Source organism: Inquilinus sp. Marseille-Q2685 (genome assembly GCF_916619195.1).
Taxonomy (GTDB): Bacteria; Pseudomonadota; Alphaproteobacteria; order DSM-16000; family Inquilinaceae; genus Inquilinus.
Genome location: NZ_CAKAKL010000002.1, coordinates 774,356 through 793,758, shown reverse-complemented (window position 1 = coordinate 793,758; position 19,403 = coordinate 774,356). Strand labels below are relative to the sequence as shown.

Sequence of the window (19,403 nt, the reverse complement as noted above, 5' to 3'; positions counted from 1 at the left end):
TGCGAACGACCCGCAATCGAGGCGCCGCCTAAGTGTCATCGTTGTTGCTCAAAAAATAGGCAAAAAATCTAAGCTATTGAGAAATAGAGACAAATTCCAAGTCAAGTTGAAACAGAAGCATCACACGCTATGTGCGGGCCGGAAAATTGCGGACGTCTCCGATTCGGATTTCGCCTGTGCACAACTCCCGGTCGTGGCGAAGCGGCGAGGCCAGGAAATCCAAGGCGATAGCGACTACCGCAGAGCGGTTGCCTGCGGCGTCCGGGCGCAGCATCGCGGGCAGCCCCGGGCTGCCGCGACGGAGGGAGCGGGTCAAGGGCGTTCGATCGCAAGCTTGAGATAATTTCGATGCGAATGCCGGCCCGGCCATGTCGTTCATTCCATCGGCACGATGCCGCGGCTGGGCTGGGCCCAGCCGAGATGCTCGCCGCCGTCCAGCGCGATCATCTGCCCGGTCATCGCCGGCGCCGACAGGATGAAGCGGATGGCATCGCAGATCTCCTGCGGCGCCGTCGGCCGGCGCAGCGGCACGGCGTCCCACTGCCGGGCGAAATGCTCCTCGCTCTGCCGATCGCTCTTCAGCGTCGGGCCGGGGCCGATGCCGTTGACGCGGATCTGCGGCGCCAGCGCCTGGGCCAGGGTGCGGGTCAGGGTCCACAGCCCGATCTTGGCGACGGTGTAGGACAGGAAATAGGGGGTCGGGTTCCACACCCGCTGGTCGAGCATGTTGACGACGTTGCCCGGCCAGTCTGCCGGCAGCTGCCGCGCCAGCGCCAGGGTCAGCACCAGGGGCGCGCGCAGATTGGTCTCGAGATGCTCGTCCCAGCTGGCCCGTGTCGCCGTCGCCACCGTGTCCATGCGGAAGGCCGAGGCGTTGTTGACCAGCAGCGACACGGATCCAAGCGCCGCCGCGGCCTTCGGGATGACCGTCTCGACCTGGGCCTCGTCGGTCAGGTCGGCCTGGATCGCCACGCCCTGCGCCCCGGCCGCCTCGATGTCGCGCACCGTCTGCGCCGCCTCCTCGGCGGAGCTGTGGTAGGTGATCGCCACCCGCCAGCCATGGCTGGCGAGGTCGATCGCGATCGCCCGGCCGATCCGCTTGGCGGCGCCGGTGACGACGGCGACGCGCGGCATGGCCCGGCCGGTCGGCGGCAGGGGACGTTCGGCAGGGCTCATCGGCTCACGGTCCCTTGCGGCGGCGGCCGCCCTTGCGCGGCCTCTCGGTGGGCTTGGCGATCGACAGGGGCACGCCCTCCAGCGCCGCCGCATGGCCGTGCGAGCCGACCCGGGCATGGACGATGATGCCGGCGCCCTGGTCCAGCTCCATCTCGGCCGATTCCAGGCGCCGGATCTCGTCGCGCAGCCTTGCCGCCTCCTCGAACTCCAGGTTGGCCGCGGCCTCGCGCATCCGCTTCTCCAGGTCGCCGATATGCTCCTGCAGCGACTTGCCGGTCAGGTGCTTCACGCCGCTGTCGCCGGTCGAGACGGTGACCCGGTCGCCGCGCTCATAGACGCTGTCGAGGATGTCGCCGATCTGCTTCTTCACGCTCTCGGGCGTGATGCCGTGGGCGGCGTTGTAGGCCTGCTGCTTCTCGCGCCGGCGGTTGGTCTCCTCCAGCGCCGCGGTCAGGCTGCCGGTCATGGTGTCGGCGTAGAGGATGGCGCGGCCCTCGATGTTGCGGGCGGCGCGGCCGATGGTCTGGATCAGCGAGGTGCGGCTGCGCAGATAGCCTTCCTTGTCGGCGTCGAGGATGGCGACCAGCCCGACCTCGGGGATGTCCAGCCCCTCGCGCAGCAGGTTGATGCCGACCAGCACGTCGAACACGCCGAGCCGCAGGTCGCGGATGATCTCGATCCGCTCCAGCGTCTCGACGTCGGAATGGATGTAGCGGACCTTGATGCCCGATTCGGTCATGTATTCGGTCAGCGCCTCGGCCATCTTCTTGGTCAGGGTGGTGACCAGGACGCGCAGGCCGCGGGCGATGCAGTCGCGGCATTCGGCCATGACGTCGTCGACCTGGGTCGCGGTCGGCCGGACGATCACCAGCGGGTCGATCAGCCCGGTCGGGCGCACCACCTGCTCGGCGAAGACGCCGCCGGTCCGCTCCATCTCCCAGTTGCCGGGGGTGGCGGAGACGAAGACGGTCTGCGGCCGCATCGCGTCCCACTCCTCGAATTTCAGCGGCCGGTTGTCGCGGCAGGAGGGCAGGCGGAAGCCGTATTCGGCCAGGATGTCCTTGCGCGCCCGGTCGCCGCGGAACATGCCGCCGATCTGCGGCACCATCACGTGGCTCTCGTCCACGATCAGCAGCGCGTCCTCGGGCAGGTACTCGAACAGGGTCGGCGGCGGCTCGCCGGCGGCCCGGCCGGTCAGGTAGCGGGAATAGTTCTCGATGCCGGCGCAGCTGCCGGTGGCCTCCATCATCTCCAGGTCGAACTGGGTGCGCTGCTCCAGCCGCTGCGCCTCCAGCAGCTTGCCGCTGGCGTTGTATTCGGCCAGCCGCTCCTTCAGCTCCTCGCGGATGCCTTTGATCGCCTGCAGCAGGGTGGGCTTGGGCGTGACGTAGTGGCTGTTGGCATAGACGCGGACCTGCTTCAGCGCCGCGAACTTCTCGCCGGTCAGCGGATCGAACTCGTGGATCGAATCGATTTCGTCGCCGAAGAAGGAGATGCGCCAGGCGCGGTCCTCCAGATGGGCGGGGAAGATCTCGACCGTGTCGCCGCGCACCCGGAAGGTGCCGCGGCCGAAGGCGGTGTCGTTGCGCCGGTACTGGATGTCGACCAGATGCTTCAGCAGCACCTGCCGGTTCAGCCGCTGCCCGGCCTCCAGCGGGATCGTCATCTCGCTGTAGGATTCGACGTCGCCGATACCGTAGATGCAGGACACCGAGGCGACGATGATGCAGTCGTGCCGCTCCAGCAGCGCCCGGGTGGCCGCGTGGCGCATCCGGTCGATCTGCTCGTTGATCTGGCTTTCCTTTTCGATATAGGTGTCGGTGCGGGCGACGTAGGCTTCCGGCTGGTAGTAGTCGTAGTAGCTGACGAAATACTCGACCGCGTTCTCCGGAAAGAAGCTCTTGAACTCGCCATAGAGCTGGGCGGCGAGGGTCTTGTTCGGGGCCAGCACCAGGGTCGGGCGCTGCAGCGTCTGGATCACATGCGCCATGGTGAAGGTCTTGCCGGAGCCGGTGACTCCGAGCAGCACCTGGTCGCGCTCGCCGCGTTCGATCCCGGCCACCAGCTCGGCGATCGCCGTCGGCTGGTCGCCCGCCGGCTTGTAGTCCGACACCAGCTTGAACGGGGTCGAGCGATCCTTCTCCGGCAGGGCCGGGCGATGGACGACGACCGGAGTGGCCTCGCCGCGCGGCGAGGCCGGGGTGGGGGAGAGGAGGGGCGCTGAGCTCATGTCGACACTATCGGTCCGGCAGGGGCGGAGGGGAAGGGCCGCCGGCGAAGCGGAACGCGAAGGGTTGGAGCGTCGATAGGAACATAGGGGGAACATGACGTCAAGCGGGGAGCGCTGGGCTCCGAGTTTCAGAGACCAGAAGGTTCCCCCTTTCTGTCATTGCCCGGCTTGACCGGGCAATCCAGGGCCACCGAGAGCCGCTCTGGCGGCCCCTGGATCCTCGGGTCAAGCTCACGGCTGTCCGGTTGAGGGGTTTCGGGGTGCGGACGAGGAGTAGGGCTCAATTTATATTGTCATCGCCGGGCTTGACCCGGCGATCCAGGGGCCGCCCGGAGCGGCATCGACATTCCTGGATGCCCGAGTCAAGCCCGGGCATGACAGTTATAAATAGAAGGTCATGATCTGAAGTTCTTCCGCTGGTTGCTGCTGAACCTCAACCGGACAGCCGCGGGTCAAGCCCGAGGATGACAATTCTCTTTCATGCGGTTGGGTCCGCCCTGGCGAACCCAACCCACGGTCTCCGACCGACGGAGGGAGCAGCGCCGAGATCCCGTATCTGCGCTGCGATTCGCATCGCGGGCAGGCACGGGCGGCGATCCGCTCAGACCTATGTTCGCCGGTCGGGCGGCGGCCGGGGGGCTGGCGGCGCGATGCCGGTTGGATCGCAGCGCCGGGGCCGGGCGGATACGGGCAGGGTGCGGACGACGTTACCCGACCCGTCGCAGACCTCACCGGCGGCGAGGTCGTGCCGCCGGTGCTCGCCTTCGGATCCGCCGAGATCGCTGGCCCGGATGACGGGCTCGTCGGGGACCGACGTGGCCCGCGGCGGCGGGGTGGCGATCCTGCCGATGGTCCCGCCCGGCGGCTTCGGGCCGGCGTCATCGGTGCCGGCGGTTCCGTCGTGGTCGAAGGAGCGGCGGAAGAGGCCGATCTCGCAGCGGAGACGCTGGATCAGGACCTCGACCGGCAGGGCGGTGTCGGCGAGGTCGGCGTCGATGCGCTCGTCCTCGGTGAGCCGTTCCCAGAGCTCGGCGGTGAGCCTTTCCTTGGCCTCGGGCTTCTCGGCGGCGATGGCGCGGGAGAGGCGCTCGGCGACGGCGCGGCGCCGGTCGTCCTTCTGGCCCCTGCGGCTTTCGGCCTCGCGCTGTGCCTTCTCCCGCTGCTCCCGCAGCTTCATCTTGAGGGCGACGGCGCGGCGGATGCCGAGGAAGAGACTGCTGAAGCGGGTCTCCGCCTCCCCGGCGCGGTCGAGATCGCCGGCCTCAAGGGCGGCGACGCCCTGGGCCTGGAAGCCGCGGGCCAGCTCCAGGGCGAACCCCACGAGCTCGGACAGCATCGCAATGTCGGCCTCGTCCGTGGCCGGCGAAGCGGCAGAGGGAGTTCCGGCATTGACGATATCATCGACCATCCCCGGATTAGAACAAATCAGGAACATAGAGTCAAGCGGAACCGCCGCGCGCTTGACAGCCCCCGGCGGCGGCTCGTATCCAGGCATCAATTGGTTAACCAAAAGGTTTATCCAACCATGCCGGAGGACACGCCCGAGACGCTCGCCCCCGGCCCGCGGGCGACGCGCCGCGAATGGATCGGCCTGGCCGTGATCGCGCTGCCCTGCCTGCTGTATTCGATGGACCTGACGGTGCTGAACCTGGCGGTGCCGACGCTGACCGCCGACCTCCGGCCCAGCGCGGCGCAGCTGCTGTGGATCGTCGACATCTACGGCTTCCTGGTGGCGGGATCGCTGATCACCATGGGCACGCTGGGCGACCGCATCGGCCGGCGCAGGCTGCTGATGATCGGCGCCGCGGTGTTCGGCCTGGCCTCGCTGCTGGCCGCCTTCGCCAACACGGCCGAGACGCTGATCGCCGCCCGGGCGCTGCTGGGCGTCGCCGGGGCCACCGTGGCGCCGTCGACCCTGTCGCTGATCCGGAACATGTTCCACGACCCGCAGCAGCGCACCTTCGCCATCAGCGTCTGGATCACCAGCTACTCCGTCGGCGGCGCGATCGGGCCGCTGCTGGGCGGCGTGATGCTGCAGCATTTCTGGTGGGGCTCGGTGTTCCTGCTGGCGGTGCCGGTGATGGTGCTGCTGCTGATCGTCGCCCCGATCCTGCTGCCGGAATACCGCGACCCGCAGGCCGGCCGGCTGGACCTGGCCAGCGCCGTGCTGTCGCTGGTGGCGGTGCTGGCCGCGATCTATGGCGTCAAGATGCTGGCCGAGCACGGGCCCGGCTGGCCGCCGCTGCTGTGGATCCTGGCCGGCCTGGCCGTCGGCACCGTGTTCATCCGCCGGCAGGCCCGGCTGGACGACCCGCTGATCGACCTGCGCCTGTTCCGGTCGCCGGCCTTCGGCGCGGCGCTGGCGGTGAATGTGCTGGGCCTGTTCGCGGTCTTCGGCACCTTCCTGTTCGTGGCGCAGTACCTGCAGCTGGTGCTGGGGCTGTCGCCGCTGGAGGCCGGGCTGTGGACGCTGCCCTCGTCGCTGGCCTTCGTCGCCGGGTCGATGCTGACCCCGATGGCGCTGCGCCGGACCCGGCCGGTGGTGCTGATGGCCGGCGGGCTGATGGTCGCGGCGGCGGGATTCCTGGCGCTGACGCTGGTCGACCATGTCTCGAGCCCGGCGCTGCTGGCCGGCGCCGCGGTGGTCTTCGCCACCGGGCTGTCGCCGGTGTTCACCCTGACCACCGACCTGATCGTCGGCGCCGCGCCGCCGGAGCGGGCAGGGTCGGCCGCCGCGATCTCCGAGACCGGGGCCGAGTTCGGCGGGGCGCTGGGCATCGCCGTGCTGGGCTGCATCGCCACCGCTTTGTATCGCGGCGTGATGGCCGACGGCGTCCCGGCCGGGGTGCCGCCGGAGGCGGCGGAAGCGGCCCGGGCGACGCTGGGTGGCGCGCTGGCGGCGGCGCGGGAGCTGCCGGACGAGACCGGCCGGGCCCTGGCCGATGCGGCGCGCGGCGCCTTCACCCACGCCTTCGGCCTGGCGGCCCTGGTCAGCGCCGGCATCGCGGTCGCCGCCGCGGTGCTGGCCGCGACGGTGCTGGGGCCGCCCCGGCGGGGCGCCGAAGCCCACGCCACCGAGTGAGGGTGTCAGGCCGCCAGACGCTGCGCCCGGCCGGTCCACAGCGCGGCCAGGCCGGCCTCGACCTCGGCCGGGGACTCGGTCTGGCACAGCACGCGGCGGGCCTCGCGCCGGTCGTCGGCGGCGGCCGGCCAGGGCGCGGCGTCGATATAGGCGGCCAGATGCTTGCGGAACACGCGCAGCCCGTGAGGATCGCCGTAGAAGGAAAGCGTCTCGCGGAAATGCTGCAGGGCGACGGCCAGCCGGTCCTCGGGGCCGGGTTCGGCGGCGCTTTCGGCCTCGGGCCGGTCCAGCGCGGCCTCGATCGCGGCGGCGATCCAGGGCTTGCCGGTGACGCCGCGGCCGACCATGACGCCGTCGGCGCCGGACAGTGCCAGCGCCTCCCGCGCGGTGGCGCCGTCGACGATGTCGCCGTTGACGATCACCGGCACGTCGACCGCCTGCTTCACCGCGCGCACCGCGCCCCAGTCGGCCGTGCCCTTGTAGAACTGGCAGCGGGTGCGGCCGTGCACCGTCACCGCCCGGGCGCCGGCGGCGACGCAGCGGCGGGCGAAGTCCGGCGCGTTGCGGCTCGCGTCGTCCCAGCCCAGCCGGATCTTGACCGTGACCGGGACGTCGACGGCGTCGGACGCGGCCGCCACCAGCCGCTCGGCCCGATCCGGGTCGCGCATCATGGCGGAGCCGGACTGAACCCCGGTGACCTCGCGCGCCGGGCAGCCGAAATTCAGGTCGATGATCTGCGCCCCGGCGGCCGCAGCCAACCGGGCGCCTTCGGCCACGGCGGCGGGGTCGTGGCCGATCAGCTGCACCACCATCAGCGGCAGCCCGTCGCCGACCGCGGCGCGGCGCACCACGTCGGGCCGGCCGCGGGCGAATTCGGCGCAGGCCACCATCTCGGTCGAGACATAGGCCGCCCCCAGCCGCGACGCGGCGCGGCGGAACGGCAGGTCGGACACCCCGGTCATCGGGGCGATCCAGACCCGTCCGGGCACGGTGACGGAACCGATGGTCAGGGCTTCGGGCATGGCGCTTATCTAGGCCTGCGGCGGCCCGGCGTAAACCGCCGCGGCCGCAACCCTGCCGGCCGGGCCGCGTCGGCCGATGTCGATTTCGCGCTTCCCGGAACGACCAGCCTGCATCCACACTCGAGAGCCGGGAGGACCCGCCATGAAGTATCTCTGCCTGGTCTATATGGAGCAGCGGACCCTGGACGCCATGGCGCCCGGCGAGCTCGACGCGCTGATCCGCGAATCCATGGCCAATGACGAGGAGATGCGCCGCCGCGGCCAGTTCGTCGCCGCCCAGGCGCTGCAGCCGACCAGCGCCGCCACCACGCTCAGGATCCGCGGCGGCCGGGTCATCACCAGCGACGGGCCCTTCGCCGAGACCAAGGAGTTCCTGTCCGGCTTCATCATGATCGAGGCGCGGGACCTGAACGAGGCGCTGCAGCTTGCCGCCAACATCCCGATGGCGCGGATGGGCAGCATCGAGGTGCGGCCGGTGTGGGAGCATTGCGGCGGCAGATGACCGATCCGGCCCGGGCGATGCAGCGGAGGATCGAGGCGGTCTACCGGACGGAGTCGCGCCGGGTGCTGGCCACGCTGATCCGCCTGCTCGGCGACTTCACCTTGGCCGAGGAGGCGCTGCACGACGCCTTCCGCGCGGCGGCGGAGCAGTGGCCGCGCGACGGCGTGCCGGCCAATCCCCGGGCCTGGCTGGTCTCCTCCGGCCGGTTCAAGGCGATCGACGGGCTGCGCCGCGGCACCCGCCTCGACGCGGCGCGGGCCGAGCTGGCCAAGCATCTGGAGGAGGCCGAGGACCCGCATGAGCACGAGGCCGAGGAGATCGAGGACGACCGGCTGCGGCTGGTTTTCACCTGCTGCCATCCGGCCCTGGCGCCCGAGGCCCGGCTGGCGCTGACCCTGCGCGAGATGTGCGGCCTGACGACGGAGGAGATCGCCCACGCCTTCCTGGCCGCGCCGACCACGGTGGCGCAGCGCATCGTCCGGGCCAAGGCGAAGATCCGCGACGCCGGCATCCCCTACCAGGTGCCGCCGAAGACCGAGCTGCCGGACCGGTTGGACAGCGTGCTGCAGGTGATCTATCTCGTCTTCAACGAGGGCTACCTGGCGTCCTCCGGCGCCGACCTGACCCGGCCCGACCTGTCGGGCGAGGCGATCCGCCTGGGCCGCCTCCTGGTCGAGCTGCTGCCGGAGCCGGAGGCGATCGGCCTCCTGGCCCTGATGCTGCTGCAGGATTCCCGCCGCGCCGCCCGCAGCTCCCCGACCGGCGACCTGGTGCTGCTGGCCGACCAGGACCGCCGCCTGTGGGACCGCGGCCTGATCGCCGAGGGCACGGCGCTGGTGCGGCGGGCGCTGGCGGGGCCGGAGGTGGGGGCCTATGCCCTGCAGGCGGCGATCGCGGCGGTGCATTCCGAGGCGCCCGACGCTGCGGCGACCGACTGGGCCGAGATCGTCGCGCTCTACGACCTGCTGCAGCAGGCCGACCCGTCGCCGGTGGTGGCGCTGAACCGGGCGGTGGCGGTGGCGATGCGCGACGGCCCGGCGGCGGGGCTGGCGCTGATCGACGCGATCCTGGCGCATGGCCATCTCGGCGGCTACCGTCTGGCCCACGCCGCCCGGGCGGATTTGCTGCGGCGGCTGGGGCGGAGGGCAGAGGCCCGCGCGGCTTATGAGCGGGCGCTCGACCTGACGCAGCAGGAGTCGGAGCGGAGATTTCTGTTGCGGCGGCTGGAGGGGTTGGGGGAGGGGGAGCGGCTGTAGATCAGGTTCGCCAATCCACGGCTACGGAGCCATTTCCGTTATCCGCCTCTGCAGCGAACCCCTCCCTAACGCAGTTCGCGTGATATACCTGCCGCATCCACCCGCAGCTCAATGGGGTAGCGAGTGGTCCATTGACAAGGGGATAGGAAGTGGCCTGGGCAGTGCCGGAGTACAAACCCGAGATAGTGAATGCCGCTGGCAAGGCGCTCGGTAAAATGGAGTTCCCGGTTGTCACCGACGAGGGTTTCGATGCTCTGAAGGTGATCAATAATTGGCGCGCTGCTCATGCTTATCCGTTGAATACCTTTCAGATCACGCTTCGTCATCGTGCTCGCAAGATCGAATCTGACGTCGTCATCGCTCAACGAGCCAAGCGACTAGATTCCATACATCGGAAGCTAGCTTCTAAGCTCACCATGCGAATGACGCAAATGCAGGATATCGCAGGCTGCCGAGCCGTGTTCGTTCGACTGCAGAATGTCTATAAATTGGTAGATGCCTACAAGAGTGGGAAATTTGACCATAAATTCCGAAATGAGAAGGACTACATAGTATCGCCAAAAGTGGATGGTTATCGATCATTTCATTTGGTTTACGAATATGTCGGTACTCAACAGACAAAAGTTTACGATGGGCTTCGTGTAGAAATTCAAATCCGAACTCAGCTTCAGCATTCTTGGGCTACGGCCGTTGAAGCTGTCGGTATATTCACACGTCAGGCATTAAAATCCAATCAGGGAGATGAAGATTGGTTACGCTTTTTTGCTCTTATGAGCTCGGCAATCGCAGCCATAGAGGGAACTCCATGTGTGCCTGATACTCCTACAAAAAAGTCGGAACTGGTTGCCGAATTGAAACGACTGGCGGCCAAACTCCGAGCACGCGAGATGCTTCGAGCTTACAATACTACATTGGATACCCTTGGCTCTTCAAAAGATGCCAAATATTTTATTGTTCAGCTCGATCCGGAGGCTGGGAGAGTGACGGTCCGACGGTATAAAGCCAAAGAGTCTGCCGAAGCCAACCGGGTTTATACGGATCTAGAGAGTCAGATTGCGGACGATTCCAGGCAGCAAGTGGTCCTCGTGTCCGTGGCGGATATCAATGCTTTGAAGCGCGCGTACCCGAACTATTTTCTTGATACGGCGCTATTTTCAAAGCTCGTTGAGCGCGTACTTAGGTCAGAGTTTCCCGATCCTGTCCCCGCTGAAATCAACTCCGTCCAGACCTGAGAACGTCGATAGCTCTGCTCGGTTTCGGTTGTTTGAATCACCGATCAGGGGGTTATGATTCCCCTGATCGGCAACCGAACGAGCCTACCGCCTCACACCATCCAGTCCGCATGCTCGATCTGGTCCGGGCGGACGCCGAGCAGGGTGACGCGGGTGCCGTCGTCGAGCTCGACCACCGTGCTCAGCAGCCCGGCCCGGACCGTGACGTCGGCGCCGTCGGCGATCAGCAGCTTGTCCTGGCGGACGTCGAAATCGGCGATCACGTCGCGGCCGTCGCCATGGCCGAAGGCGAAGCCGTCGGCGCCCCGGCCCCCGATCAGCCGGCCGTTCCCGCCGCTGCCGGCGATGCGGTCGCTGCCGGAGCCGCCATAGAGCGTGTTGTCTCCGCTGTTGCCGATGATCTGGGTGTCGGTGTCGCCGGCCCAGACGATCAGGTCGCGGTCGCCCTGCAGCACGATGCGCTCGACCGCGTCGTTCGCCTTGACGTTGACCGAGGCGCGGACCTCGTCGAACTCCCCGGTGCCCTTCACGATAGCGAAGTTGAAGAAGAAGGTCGGCGTGTCGGCGACGATGATGTTCGGGTTCTCCGGCGTGCCTTCGGCCGGGATGTGCAGTCGCGCCACCGATGGATCGTGATCGCTGACCTGGTCGGCGAAGCCGGCATTGGTGTGGACGATGTCGAACTCCAGCCCCGACCTGTACACGCCGTCGGTCGCCAGCATGTGGTCGAGCTCCTGGCTCGCGCCCTCGAACACGTAGCTCCAGCGCTCCTGCGGCGACAGCAGCTCGTCGGCCAGGTCCTTCAGCACGTGGCTGCCGTCGGTGTCGCCGCGCAGCACCTTCAGCGGGTCGTTCCATGAGAACTCGTTGAGGTCGCCGACCACCATCACCTTGGCGTCGGGATCGGAGGCCAGCCGGCCGTCGACATAGGCGTTGACGATCGCCGCCTGGGCCTCGCGCTGGTCCTCGCCGCGGTTCAGCGGCGGGAAGTCCTCGCCGTAGGTCGGCGAGCTGCCGCTCTTCGAGGTGAAGTGGTTGTTCACCAGCGTCACCGTCTCGCCGTTGAAGACGAAGTCGGCGGCCAGCGGCAGGCGGCTGGCGGCGAAGGCGTCGCCGTCCGACAGGTCGGGGTCGGTCAGCGCCTTGACCGAGCCTTCGACCAGGTCGACCCGGTCCGGGTTGTACAGGTAGCCGACCCGGATGTTGCCGCCGGGCTGGCCGCCCGAGGTGCCGTCCGCCGGCGCCACGTCGACATATTCGTAGCGCGGGCCGCCATTCGCGACGATGGCCTCGATCAGCACCCGCGCCGTTTCGGCGGCCGAGGTGACGCCGGTGATCTCGGCGCCGTCGCTGTCCTGCACCTCCTGCAGGGCGACGATGTCCGGCGAGCCCATGTTGCCGACGATCTGCTCGGCCAGCCGGTCGAACTTGCCGCTGCCGATGTCGTCGTCGACATTGTCCGGGTCCTGGTCTTCGACCAGGTTCACGTCCTCGACCTTGGGGTCGAGATTCTCGAGGTTGATCGAGCCGACGGTCAGGTGGTCGCGGTCGCCGGCCAGCGCCGTCGTCTCCGGCGTCAGCGTGCCGGGGGATTCGACCGTGACCGCCCGGGTCGCCTGGACCTCGTACCAGCCGAAATTGTAGCTGACGACGCCGGTGATATCGCCCAGCTTGGCGCCGGTATTGAAGTCCGGCATGAAGCTGCCCAGCAGGTCGTCGTCGATCTGGATCCGCTCCGGCTGCTGGTCGGTCTCGGAGATCAACAGGCCGCCGGCGCCGCTGCGGGTGCCGGTGGCGTGGTCGCCGTTGTCGGCCAGGACATAGGCCTCGCCGAAATTGTTGGTCGCGCCGATCACCACCGGGGCCGGGATGTCGACCAGCATGCCTTCCAGGCTCTCCCAGTAGTCGACGCCGTCATGGCCGGGGTCGTAGACGGTGCGGCCGTCATCGTCGATCGTCTCGGTCGGCGGGGCGTAGCCGCCGGCGCCGACGCTGACCGCGACCGGCACGGTCTGCTGCACGGCCGAGACCTCGATGTCGGCGCCGGTGATCTGGGTGACCGTCAGGTTGTGGGTCGAGGCGCCGCCCGGCTTGTATTCGGTGACCGTGCCGGTGACGTCGAGGCTGACGCCGAGCTGGACCTCGGCCGGCACGTTGCCGCTGCCGGTGTACACGAAGACCGCGTCCGAGGTGTCGGTGTTGCCGTCGCCCTGCGCGTCCTGGATGTAGAAGCCGTCGGCGGCGATGGCGGTGACCACGCCCTGCGTCGCCACCCGGTCGCCCTCGAATTCGGAGCGGTGGCCGGCGCCCTGGATCTCGTAGATCGCGTGGAAGTCCGGCTCGTCGACGGGCACCGGCGCGTTCTCGGCGTCCGGGGTGTTCAGCGCCTCGCCGGGGGCGGGGGTGCCGGCCTGGCCCGGCAGGCCGGCCAGGTCGAAATCGTTGCGGGTCCAGTCCGATGGGCTGTCGGTGTCGGCGCCGTCGGGCAGGCGCGAGGCGCCGCCGACGGTGAGGCCGGCGCCGTCGAAGCTCGGCGTCAGCACCGTGCTGCTGTAGAAGCGGTCGCCGCTGCCGCCGTCGTCGATCGCGACGCCGTCGCCGATCCGGCCCCAGGGCGAGGCGTCGAGCACGCCGTCGTCATTGGTGTCGAGATCCTGGCCGATCGTGCCGCTGTAGTTCTCCACCAGCAGCAGGGTGCCGCTGCCGTTCTGCAGCAGGTTCGACTGGAAGCCGCTGCTCCAGTATCCGTCCGCGTCGGTGCTGCCGATCTCGGTGGCGGAGATGATGCGGCCGGTGCCGCCGGCATCGCCCTCGATCTGCACCAGGGTCCAGCCGCTGTAGTCGGCCAGGGCGTCGCCCTTGATCTCGATATATTCCGAGCTGTCGGTGCCGACATGGTTGGCGACGAACTCGTTGAGCAACGGATCGGCCATGACGAAGTCCCCCCTTCTTCATCGGCAAGGGCCGAATCCCTTGCCGCTCCCGAAACACCTCTAAGGGGCTTCGGTTGCATTCGCATGACTCCGATAGCGGAAGCGGTCGTCTCGGTAGAAAAGACAGCCATAAGGCGATTTTCTGAAGATGGCTCAATTTCCCGTTGTCATGCCCGGGCTTGACCCGGGCATCCGGAGACTGTCGAGACCCTCTGGATTGCCGGGTCAAGCCCCGGCAATGACAATAGAATTTAGATCAATTCTATGGTTCGGGACTCAATGCCCCGTCGGGTCGGCCACCGTGATGCTGCCGTCGGCGATGGCGCGGCGGGCGGTCTCGACCGCTTCCTCCATCTCCGGGGTGACCAGCGGCCGGTTGTTCTGGTCGATCGCCCAGCCGACCGCGTGCTCGCGCACGCCCAGCGTCACCAGGCCGGCCTTCCAGGTGCCGGCCCGCATGTCGTCCAGCGACCGCAGCACGGCGATGTCGACCCGCTTCAGCATCGAGGTCAGGATGGTGCCGGGCACCGCGCCGTTCTGGTTGCTGTCGACGCCGATCGCGAGCTTCTCCCCCTCCCGCGCCGCCTGGAACACGCCGAGATTGGCCTCGCCGGCGACGGCGAAGAGGACGTCGGCGCCGCGCCCGATCAGGCCGCGCGCGACCGCGGCCGCCCGGTCCCGGTCGCGGAAGGCGGCGGCGTCGGTGCCGATATAGTCGACCAGGGTGGCGGTCTCCGGCCGCGTCGCCCGGGCCCCGGCGGCGTAGCCGGCGGCGAATTTCTGCATCAGCGGGATGTCGGCGGCGCCGACGAAGCCGATCGTGCCGGTCTTCGAGGCCAGGGCGGCCAGCACGCCGACCAGATAGGCGCCCTCCTGCTCGCGGAACACGATCGACCGGATGTTCGGCCCGTCGGCGACGCCGTCGACCAGGACGAAGCGGATGTCCTGATGGGCCGCGGCGCACGCCTTCACCGCATCGGCATAGTAGAAGCCGACGGCGATGATCAGGTTGGCGCCCTGCCGCACCATGCCGTCCACCGCCCCGGCGAAGCCGTCGACCGATTGCAGTTCGGCCTCGAGATAGGCCTCGCCGGTCTCGTTGCGGAAGAACTCCAGCGCGTGCATCGCGCCTTCGTTGAAGCCGCCGTCCCGCTTGTCGCCCAGCGCGTAGACGACGCCTGGCTTGACCGGCGCCTCCTCGTTGCCGCCGCCGCGCAACACCCCGTCGGGATCGGCGGCGGCCATCACGGACAGGCCGGCCACGGCCAGGCTGATGCCGGCAAGAAGGCGGCGGCGGTCGAGAGTCATGGTTTCCGTCTCCGGACGGCAGGGGCGGCGTGGTCCCGGAGATGGACGTGTTAAGCTTCGGTTACAAGAGCGCGTTCCGCAGCGCTCGTCTGCCATGCTTTTGCGGCCAATTCCCAACGATTCCGCCGGATCAGGCCGGCCGGTCCTTCAGCGCCACCAGGCGGATGCCGGCCTGTTCGAGCCGTTCGCGGATGCGGCGGGCGATGCCGACCGCGCCCGGCGTGTCGCCATGGACGCAGACCGTGTCGACCGGCACCGGGATGCGTTTGCCGCTGCGGCTGGTGACCGCCTGCTCCTCGACCATGCGCAGCACCCGCTCGGCCGCGACCTCGGGATCGTGGATCACCGATCCGGCGATCTTGCGCGAGGTCAGGGTGGCGTCGTCCTCATAGGTGCGGTCGGCGAAGACCTCGCGCACCACCGGCAGGCCCAGCTCCACCGCCGCGCGCTCCAGCGCCGTGCCGGGCAGGACCATATAGGCCAGGGTCGGGTCGACCGACTTGATGGCGCGGCCGATCGCCAGCGCCACCGCGTCCTCGACCATCGCCACATTGCTCAGCGCGCCATGCGCCTTGACGTGGGTGACGCGGTGGCCGACGGACTTGGCGATGCCCTGCAGCGCGCCGATCTGGTAGACCACCTGGGCCTCCAGCTCCTCCGGCGTGTCGCCCTTGATCACCCGGCGGCCGAAGCCCCACAGGTCGAGATAGCCGGGATGGGCGCCGACGCCGATGCCGCGGTCGCGCGCCAGGGTCAGGGTGCGCCGCATCACGATCGGGTCGCCGGCATGGAAGCCGCAGGCGACATTGGCGGAGGTGACGATCTCCAGCATCGCCGCGTCGTCGCCCATCTCCCAGGCGCCGAAGCCTTCGCCCATGTCGCAGTTCAGATCGACGCTCGCCATGTTTCCATCCCCGGACCGGCCTTGATGACTCCTGTATGAACTTCGCCGCCGGCCGCGGCAATCGTCGCCCAGCCCCCCGCATTCGTGCTATTCAGAATCAGCACGACCCAGCAGGGGACGCCCATGATGGCGGTGGGGACGAGCGCGCGGCGGGTGTTCGAACTCGTCTTGATCAAGCCGTCGCATTACGACGACGACGGCTATGTCATCCAATGGCTGCGGTCGGCGATCCCGTCGAACACGCTGGCGGTGCTGTACGGCCTGGCCCGCGACTGCGCCGAGCGCCGGATCCTCGGCGCGGATGTCGACATCGCCATCAGCGCGATCGACGAGACCAACACAAGGGTGCGGCCCGACGCGATCATCCGCCGGATCCGGCGCGCCGGGTCCGGGATGGTGGCGCTGGTCGGGGTGCAGTCCAACCAGTTCCCGCGGGCGGTCGACATTGCCCGGCCGCTGCGGGCGGCGGGGATCCAGGTCGGCATCGGCGGCTTCCACGTCTCCGGCACCATCGCCATGCTGCCCGGCCTGCAGCCCGAGGTGGCGGAGGCGCAGGCGCTGGGCATCTCGATGTTCGCCGGCGAGGCCGAAGGGCGGCTCGACGAGGTGCTGGTCGACGCCTTCAACAACCGGCTGAAGCCGCTCTACAACTTCATGGACGACCTGCCGAACATCGAAGGCGTGCCGATGCCGGTGCTGCCGATCGCGCGGGTGCGCCGCACCGCCGGCCAGCACACCAGCTTCGACGCCGGCCGCGGCTGCCCGTTCCAGTGCTCGTTCTGCACCATCATCAACGTCCAGGGCCGCAAGTCGCGCCGCCGGTCGCCCGACGATGTCGAGCGGATCATCCGCGAGAACGTGAAAAGCGGCATCAGCCGCTTCTTCATCACCGACGACAACTTCGCGCGCAACAAGGACTGGGAGCCGATCTTCGACCGGCTGATCGAGCTGCGCGAGCGGGAGAAGCTGTCCTTCCGCATGATCATCCAGGTCGACACCATGTGCCACCGCATCCCGCACTTCATCGAGAAGGCGGGCCGGGCGGGGGTGACCCGGGTGTTCATCGGGCTGGAGAACATCAACCCGGACAGCCTGGTCGGCGCCAAGAAGCGGCAGAACAAGATCACCGAGTACCGGAAGATGCTGCTGGCCTGGAAATCGGTCGGCGCCATGACCTATGCCGGCTACATCCTGGGCTTCCCGACCGACACGCCGGAGAGCATCGTCCGCGACATCGGCATCATCCAGCGCGAGCTGCCGGTTGACCTGCTGGAGTTCTTCTTCCTGACGCCGCTGCCGGGGTCGGAGGACCACAAGAACCTGTTCCAGGCCGGCATCCCGATGGACCCCGACCTGAACCGCTACGACCTGAACCACGTCACCACCGGCCATGCGCTGATGTCGCGCGAGGAGTGGCAGCGGGCCTACAGGCTGGCCTGGCAGACCTACTACTCGCCCGAGCATATGGAGACGGTGATGCGCCGGGCGGCGGCGACCGGGATCAGCGTCGGCAAGATCCTGTTCCTGCTGCTGTGGTTCACCACCTGCATCACTGTCGAGGGGCTGCACCCGCTGGAGGGCGGCTATCTGCGCCGCAAGGTGCGGACCCAGCGCCGTCCGGGCCTGCCGATCGAGCCCGCCTTGCCCTTCTATTTGCGTTATGCCGGCGAGACCGTGGCCAAGCACTGGACCATGGCGCGGCTGTGGTGGCGCTTCAACCAGGTCCGCCGGCGGATCAAGGCCGACCCGAACCGCAAGGCCTATCGCGACCTGGCGCTGACACCGGTGAGCGAGGAGGAGCTGGACACGCTGGAGATGTTCTCGGTGACCCAGGGCGCCCGCGCCGCCGCAGCCCGGGCGCACACCAAGCCGGCGTCGCAGCCGCAGGGCGCCACGGCGGCGGAGTGATCGGTCCTAACGGCGCCATCGGGACTCCCCCTCCCGCCGCGAGCGGCGGGCCCCTCCCTCTCCCCAAGGAGAGGGGAATACGAGCCACGGCCCTATCACCTCTCCTTGGGGAGAGGTCGAAATCGCGTCAGCGATTTCGGGTGAGGGGGCGGCGCCGATCCATCCATTCGGAACGGATCAGACCGCCACCTCGGCCGTGTCCGCCGTCTTGATCTCCAGCGCGGCCTTCAGCAGGGCCTGGGTGTAGGGGTGCTGCGGCGCGTCGAAGATCTGCGTCGCCGAGCCGTGCTCGACCACCTTGCCGGCCTTCATCACGATCACCTCGTCCGACAGGGCGCGCACCACCTTCAGGTCGTGGCTGATGAACAGATAGGCCAGGCGGTGCTTCTCCTGCAGCCCGCGCAGCAGGTCGACGATCTGGGCCTGGACCGACATGTCCAGCGCCGAGGTCGGCTCGTCCAGCACCACGAATTTCGGCTTCAGCACCATCGCCCGGGCGATGGCGATGCGCTGCCGCTGGCCGCCGGAGAATTCGTGCGGATAGCGGTGCCGGCTGGCGGGGTCGAGGCCGACCTCCTCCAGCGCCGCCACGATCATCCGCTCGCGCTCCGCCGCGGAGCCGCCGATGCGGTGCACCTGCAGCCCTTCCTCGATGATCTCGGCCACCGACATGCGCGGGCTGAGCGAGCCGTAGGGATCCTGGAACACCACCTGCATCTCCCGCCGCAGCGGGCGCATGTCGCGGAACTGCAGGCCCTGCAGCTCCCTGTCGCCGTAGCGGATCGACCCCTGGCTGGAGATCAGGCGCAGCAGGGCGAGGCCGAGCGTGGTCTTGCCCGACCCGCTCTCGCCGACCACGCCGACCGTGTGGCCCTCGCGCACGGCGACGTCGATGCCGTCCACCGCCTTCACATGGTCGACCGTGCGGCGCAGCACGCCGGCCTTGATCGGGAACCAGACCTTGATCTCGCGGGCCGCCACCACGGTGCGGGCGTCGGCCGGGGCGGGGGCCGGGGTGCCCTTGGGCTCGGAGGCCAGCAGGCGCTGGGTGTAGGGGTGCTGCGGCGCGGTGAACACCGCCTCGGTCCCGCCCGCCTCGACGATCTCGCCCTTGTTCATGACGCAGACCCGGTCCGCCATCTTGCGGACGACGCCGAGGTCGTGGGTGATCAGCAAGAGCGCCATGCCGAAGCGGCGCTGCAGGCTCTGCATCAGCTCCAGGATCTGGGCCTGGATGGTAACGTCCAGCGCGGTGGTCGGCTCGTCCGCGATCAGGATATCGGGCTCGTTCGCCAGGGCCATGGCGATCATCACCCGCTGGCGCTGGCCGCCGGACAGCTCGTGCGGATAGGCGTTCAGCCGCTGCTCCGGGTTCGGCAGGCCGACCAGGCGCAGCAGCTCCAGCACCCGGGCGCGGGACTGGGCGCGACCCATGCCCTTGTGCACCGACAGCACCTCGCCGACCTGCTTCTCGATCGTGTGCAGCGGGTTCAGGGAGGTCATCGGCTCCTGGAACACCATGGCGATCTTGTTGCCGCGGACCTCGCGCAGCACCTTCTCCGGCGCGCCCAGCAACTCCTGCCCGCGATAGCGGATGCTGCCGCTCGGGTGCCGGGCGCTGGGATAGGGCAGCAGCTGCAGCACCGACAGGGCGGTGACCGACTTGCCGGATCCGCTCTCGCCGACCAGCGCCAGGGTCTCGCCGCGGTCGAGATGCAGCGACACGCCCTTCACCGCCGGCACCGCGCCGCCGGGCACCCGGAACTCCACCGCCAGGTCGCGGATCTCGAGCAGCCTTTCGCCGGAGGCTGGTGTGTCGTTCATCGCGAAACCTCTTCGGCAGGGCCGTC

Annotated in this window: 13 protein-coding genes; 5 read left to right on the top strand and 8 right to left on the bottom strand. The window is 68.7% G+C overall.

Annotation, left to right across the window (positions count from 1 at the left end; genetic code table 11):
* Window positions 1-375: 375 nt before the first annotated feature.
* The 3 genes from LG391_RS12780 to LG391_RS12770 form a co-directional block, all read right to left on the bottom strand.
* Window positions 376-1,176, bottom strand: a complete 801-nt coding sequence (locus LG391_RS12780) for an SDR family oxidoreductase (RefSeq protein ID WP_225768387.1) — start codon at window positions 1,174-1,176, stop codon at window positions 376-378.
* A 4-nt stretch (window positions 1,177-1,180) separates the two neighbouring features.
* Entirely contained in the window at window positions 1,181-3,406 is a 2,226-nt protein-coding gene (uvrB, locus tag LG391_RS12775) for an excinuclease ABC subunit UvrB (protein WP_225768386.1), read from the bottom strand.
* A gap of 607 nt (window positions 3,407-4,013) precedes the next feature.
* Window positions 4,014-4,742: a hypothetical protein gene (locus tag LG391_RS12770; protein ID WP_225768385.1), complete on the bottom strand. Its 729-nt coding sequence runs from the start codon at window positions 4,740-4,742 to the stop codon at window positions 4,014-4,016.
* A gap of 189 nt (window positions 4,743-4,931) precedes the next feature.
* Between LG391_RS12770 and LG391_RS12765 the strand changes: the two genes are divergently transcribed.
* Window positions 4,932-6,488 carry an MFS transporter gene (locus tag LG391_RS12765; RefSeq protein ID WP_225768384.1) on the top strand — a complete coding sequence of 519 codons (1,557 nt, stop codon included), beginning with the start codon at window positions 4,932-4,934 and terminating at the stop codon, window positions 6,486-6,488.
* Between the two features lie 5 nt (window positions 6,489-6,493).
* On the opposite strand, the gene dusB is transcribed toward LG391_RS12765, so the two are convergent.
* Window positions 6,494-7,510: a tRNA dihydrouridine synthase DusB gene (dusB, locus tag LG391_RS12760; RefSeq protein WP_225768383.1), complete on the bottom strand. Its 1,017-nt coding sequence runs from the start codon at window positions 7,508-7,510 to the stop codon at window positions 6,494-6,496.
* A 142-nt stretch (window positions 7,511-7,652) separates the two neighbouring features.
* Here dusB and LG391_RS12755 point away from each other — a divergent pair, with 142 nt between their 5' ends.
* The 3 genes from LG391_RS12755 to LG391_RS12745 all read left to right on the top strand — a co-directional run bounded on the left by LG391_RS12755 (window position 7,653) and on the right by LG391_RS12745 (window position 10,500).
* Window positions 7,653-8,012, top strand: coding sequence for a YciI family protein (locus LG391_RS12755; protein WP_225768382.1), 360 nt, complete (start codon window positions 7,653-7,655; stop codon window positions 8,010-8,012).
* Window positions 8,009-9,268 (top strand): RNA polymerase sigma factor, encoded by a 1,260-nt coding sequence (locus LG391_RS34860; RefSeq protein WP_304608463.1) that lies wholly within the window; start codon window positions 8,009-8,011, stop codon window positions 9,266-9,268. The genes LG391_RS12755 and LG391_RS34860 overlap by 4 nt, the downstream gene beginning before the upstream one ends.
* Window positions 9,269-9,417: 149 nt before the next feature.
* Window positions 9,418-10,500: a RelA/SpoT domain-containing protein gene (locus LG391_RS12745; protein ID WP_225768381.1), complete on the top strand. Its 1,083-nt coding sequence runs from the start codon at window positions 9,418-9,420 to the stop codon at window positions 10,498-10,500.
* Between the two features lie 92 nt (window positions 10,501-10,592).
* On the opposite strand, the gene LG391_RS12740 is transcribed toward LG391_RS12745, so the two are convergent.
* From LG391_RS12740 to LG391_RS12730, 3 genes are all read right to left on the bottom strand, one after another.
* The gene (locus tag LG391_RS12740) at window positions 10,593-13,433 is read right to left on the bottom strand and encodes an endonuclease/exonuclease/phosphatase family protein (RefSeq protein WP_225768380.1); all 2,841 of its coding nucleotides are present in this window, start codon (window positions 13,431-13,433) and stop codon (window positions 10,593-10,595) included.
* 276 nt (window positions 13,434-13,709) lie between these two features.
* Window positions 13,710-14,741, bottom strand: a complete 1,032-nt coding sequence (locus LG391_RS12735) for a BMP family protein (protein ID WP_225768379.1) — start codon at window positions 14,739-14,741, stop codon at window positions 13,710-13,712.
* 130 nt (window positions 14,742-14,871) lie between these two features.
* Window positions 14,872-15,645: a LamB/YcsF family protein gene (locus tag LG391_RS12730; protein ID WP_225768378.1), complete on the bottom strand. Its 774-nt coding sequence runs from the start codon at window positions 15,643-15,645 to the stop codon at window positions 14,872-14,874.
* Between the two features lie 123 nt (window positions 15,646-15,768).
* Here LG391_RS12730 and LG391_RS12725 point away from each other — a divergent pair, with 123 nt between their 5' ends.
* Window positions 15,769-17,553, top strand: coding sequence for a radical SAM protein (locus LG391_RS12725; RefSeq protein ID WP_225768377.1), 1,785 nt, complete (start codon window positions 15,769-15,771; stop codon window positions 17,551-17,553).
* 177 nt (window positions 17,554-17,730) lie between these two features.
* Here the strand turns inward: LG391_RS12725 and LG391_RS12720 are convergent, their stop codons facing one another.
* Window positions 17,731-19,377 carry an ABC transporter ATP-binding protein gene (locus LG391_RS12720; RefSeq protein WP_225768376.1) on the bottom strand — a complete coding sequence of 549 codons (1,647 nt, stop codon included), beginning with the start codon at window positions 19,375-19,377 and terminating at the stop codon, window positions 17,731-17,733.
* Window positions 19,378-19,403 lie beyond the last annotated feature (26 nt).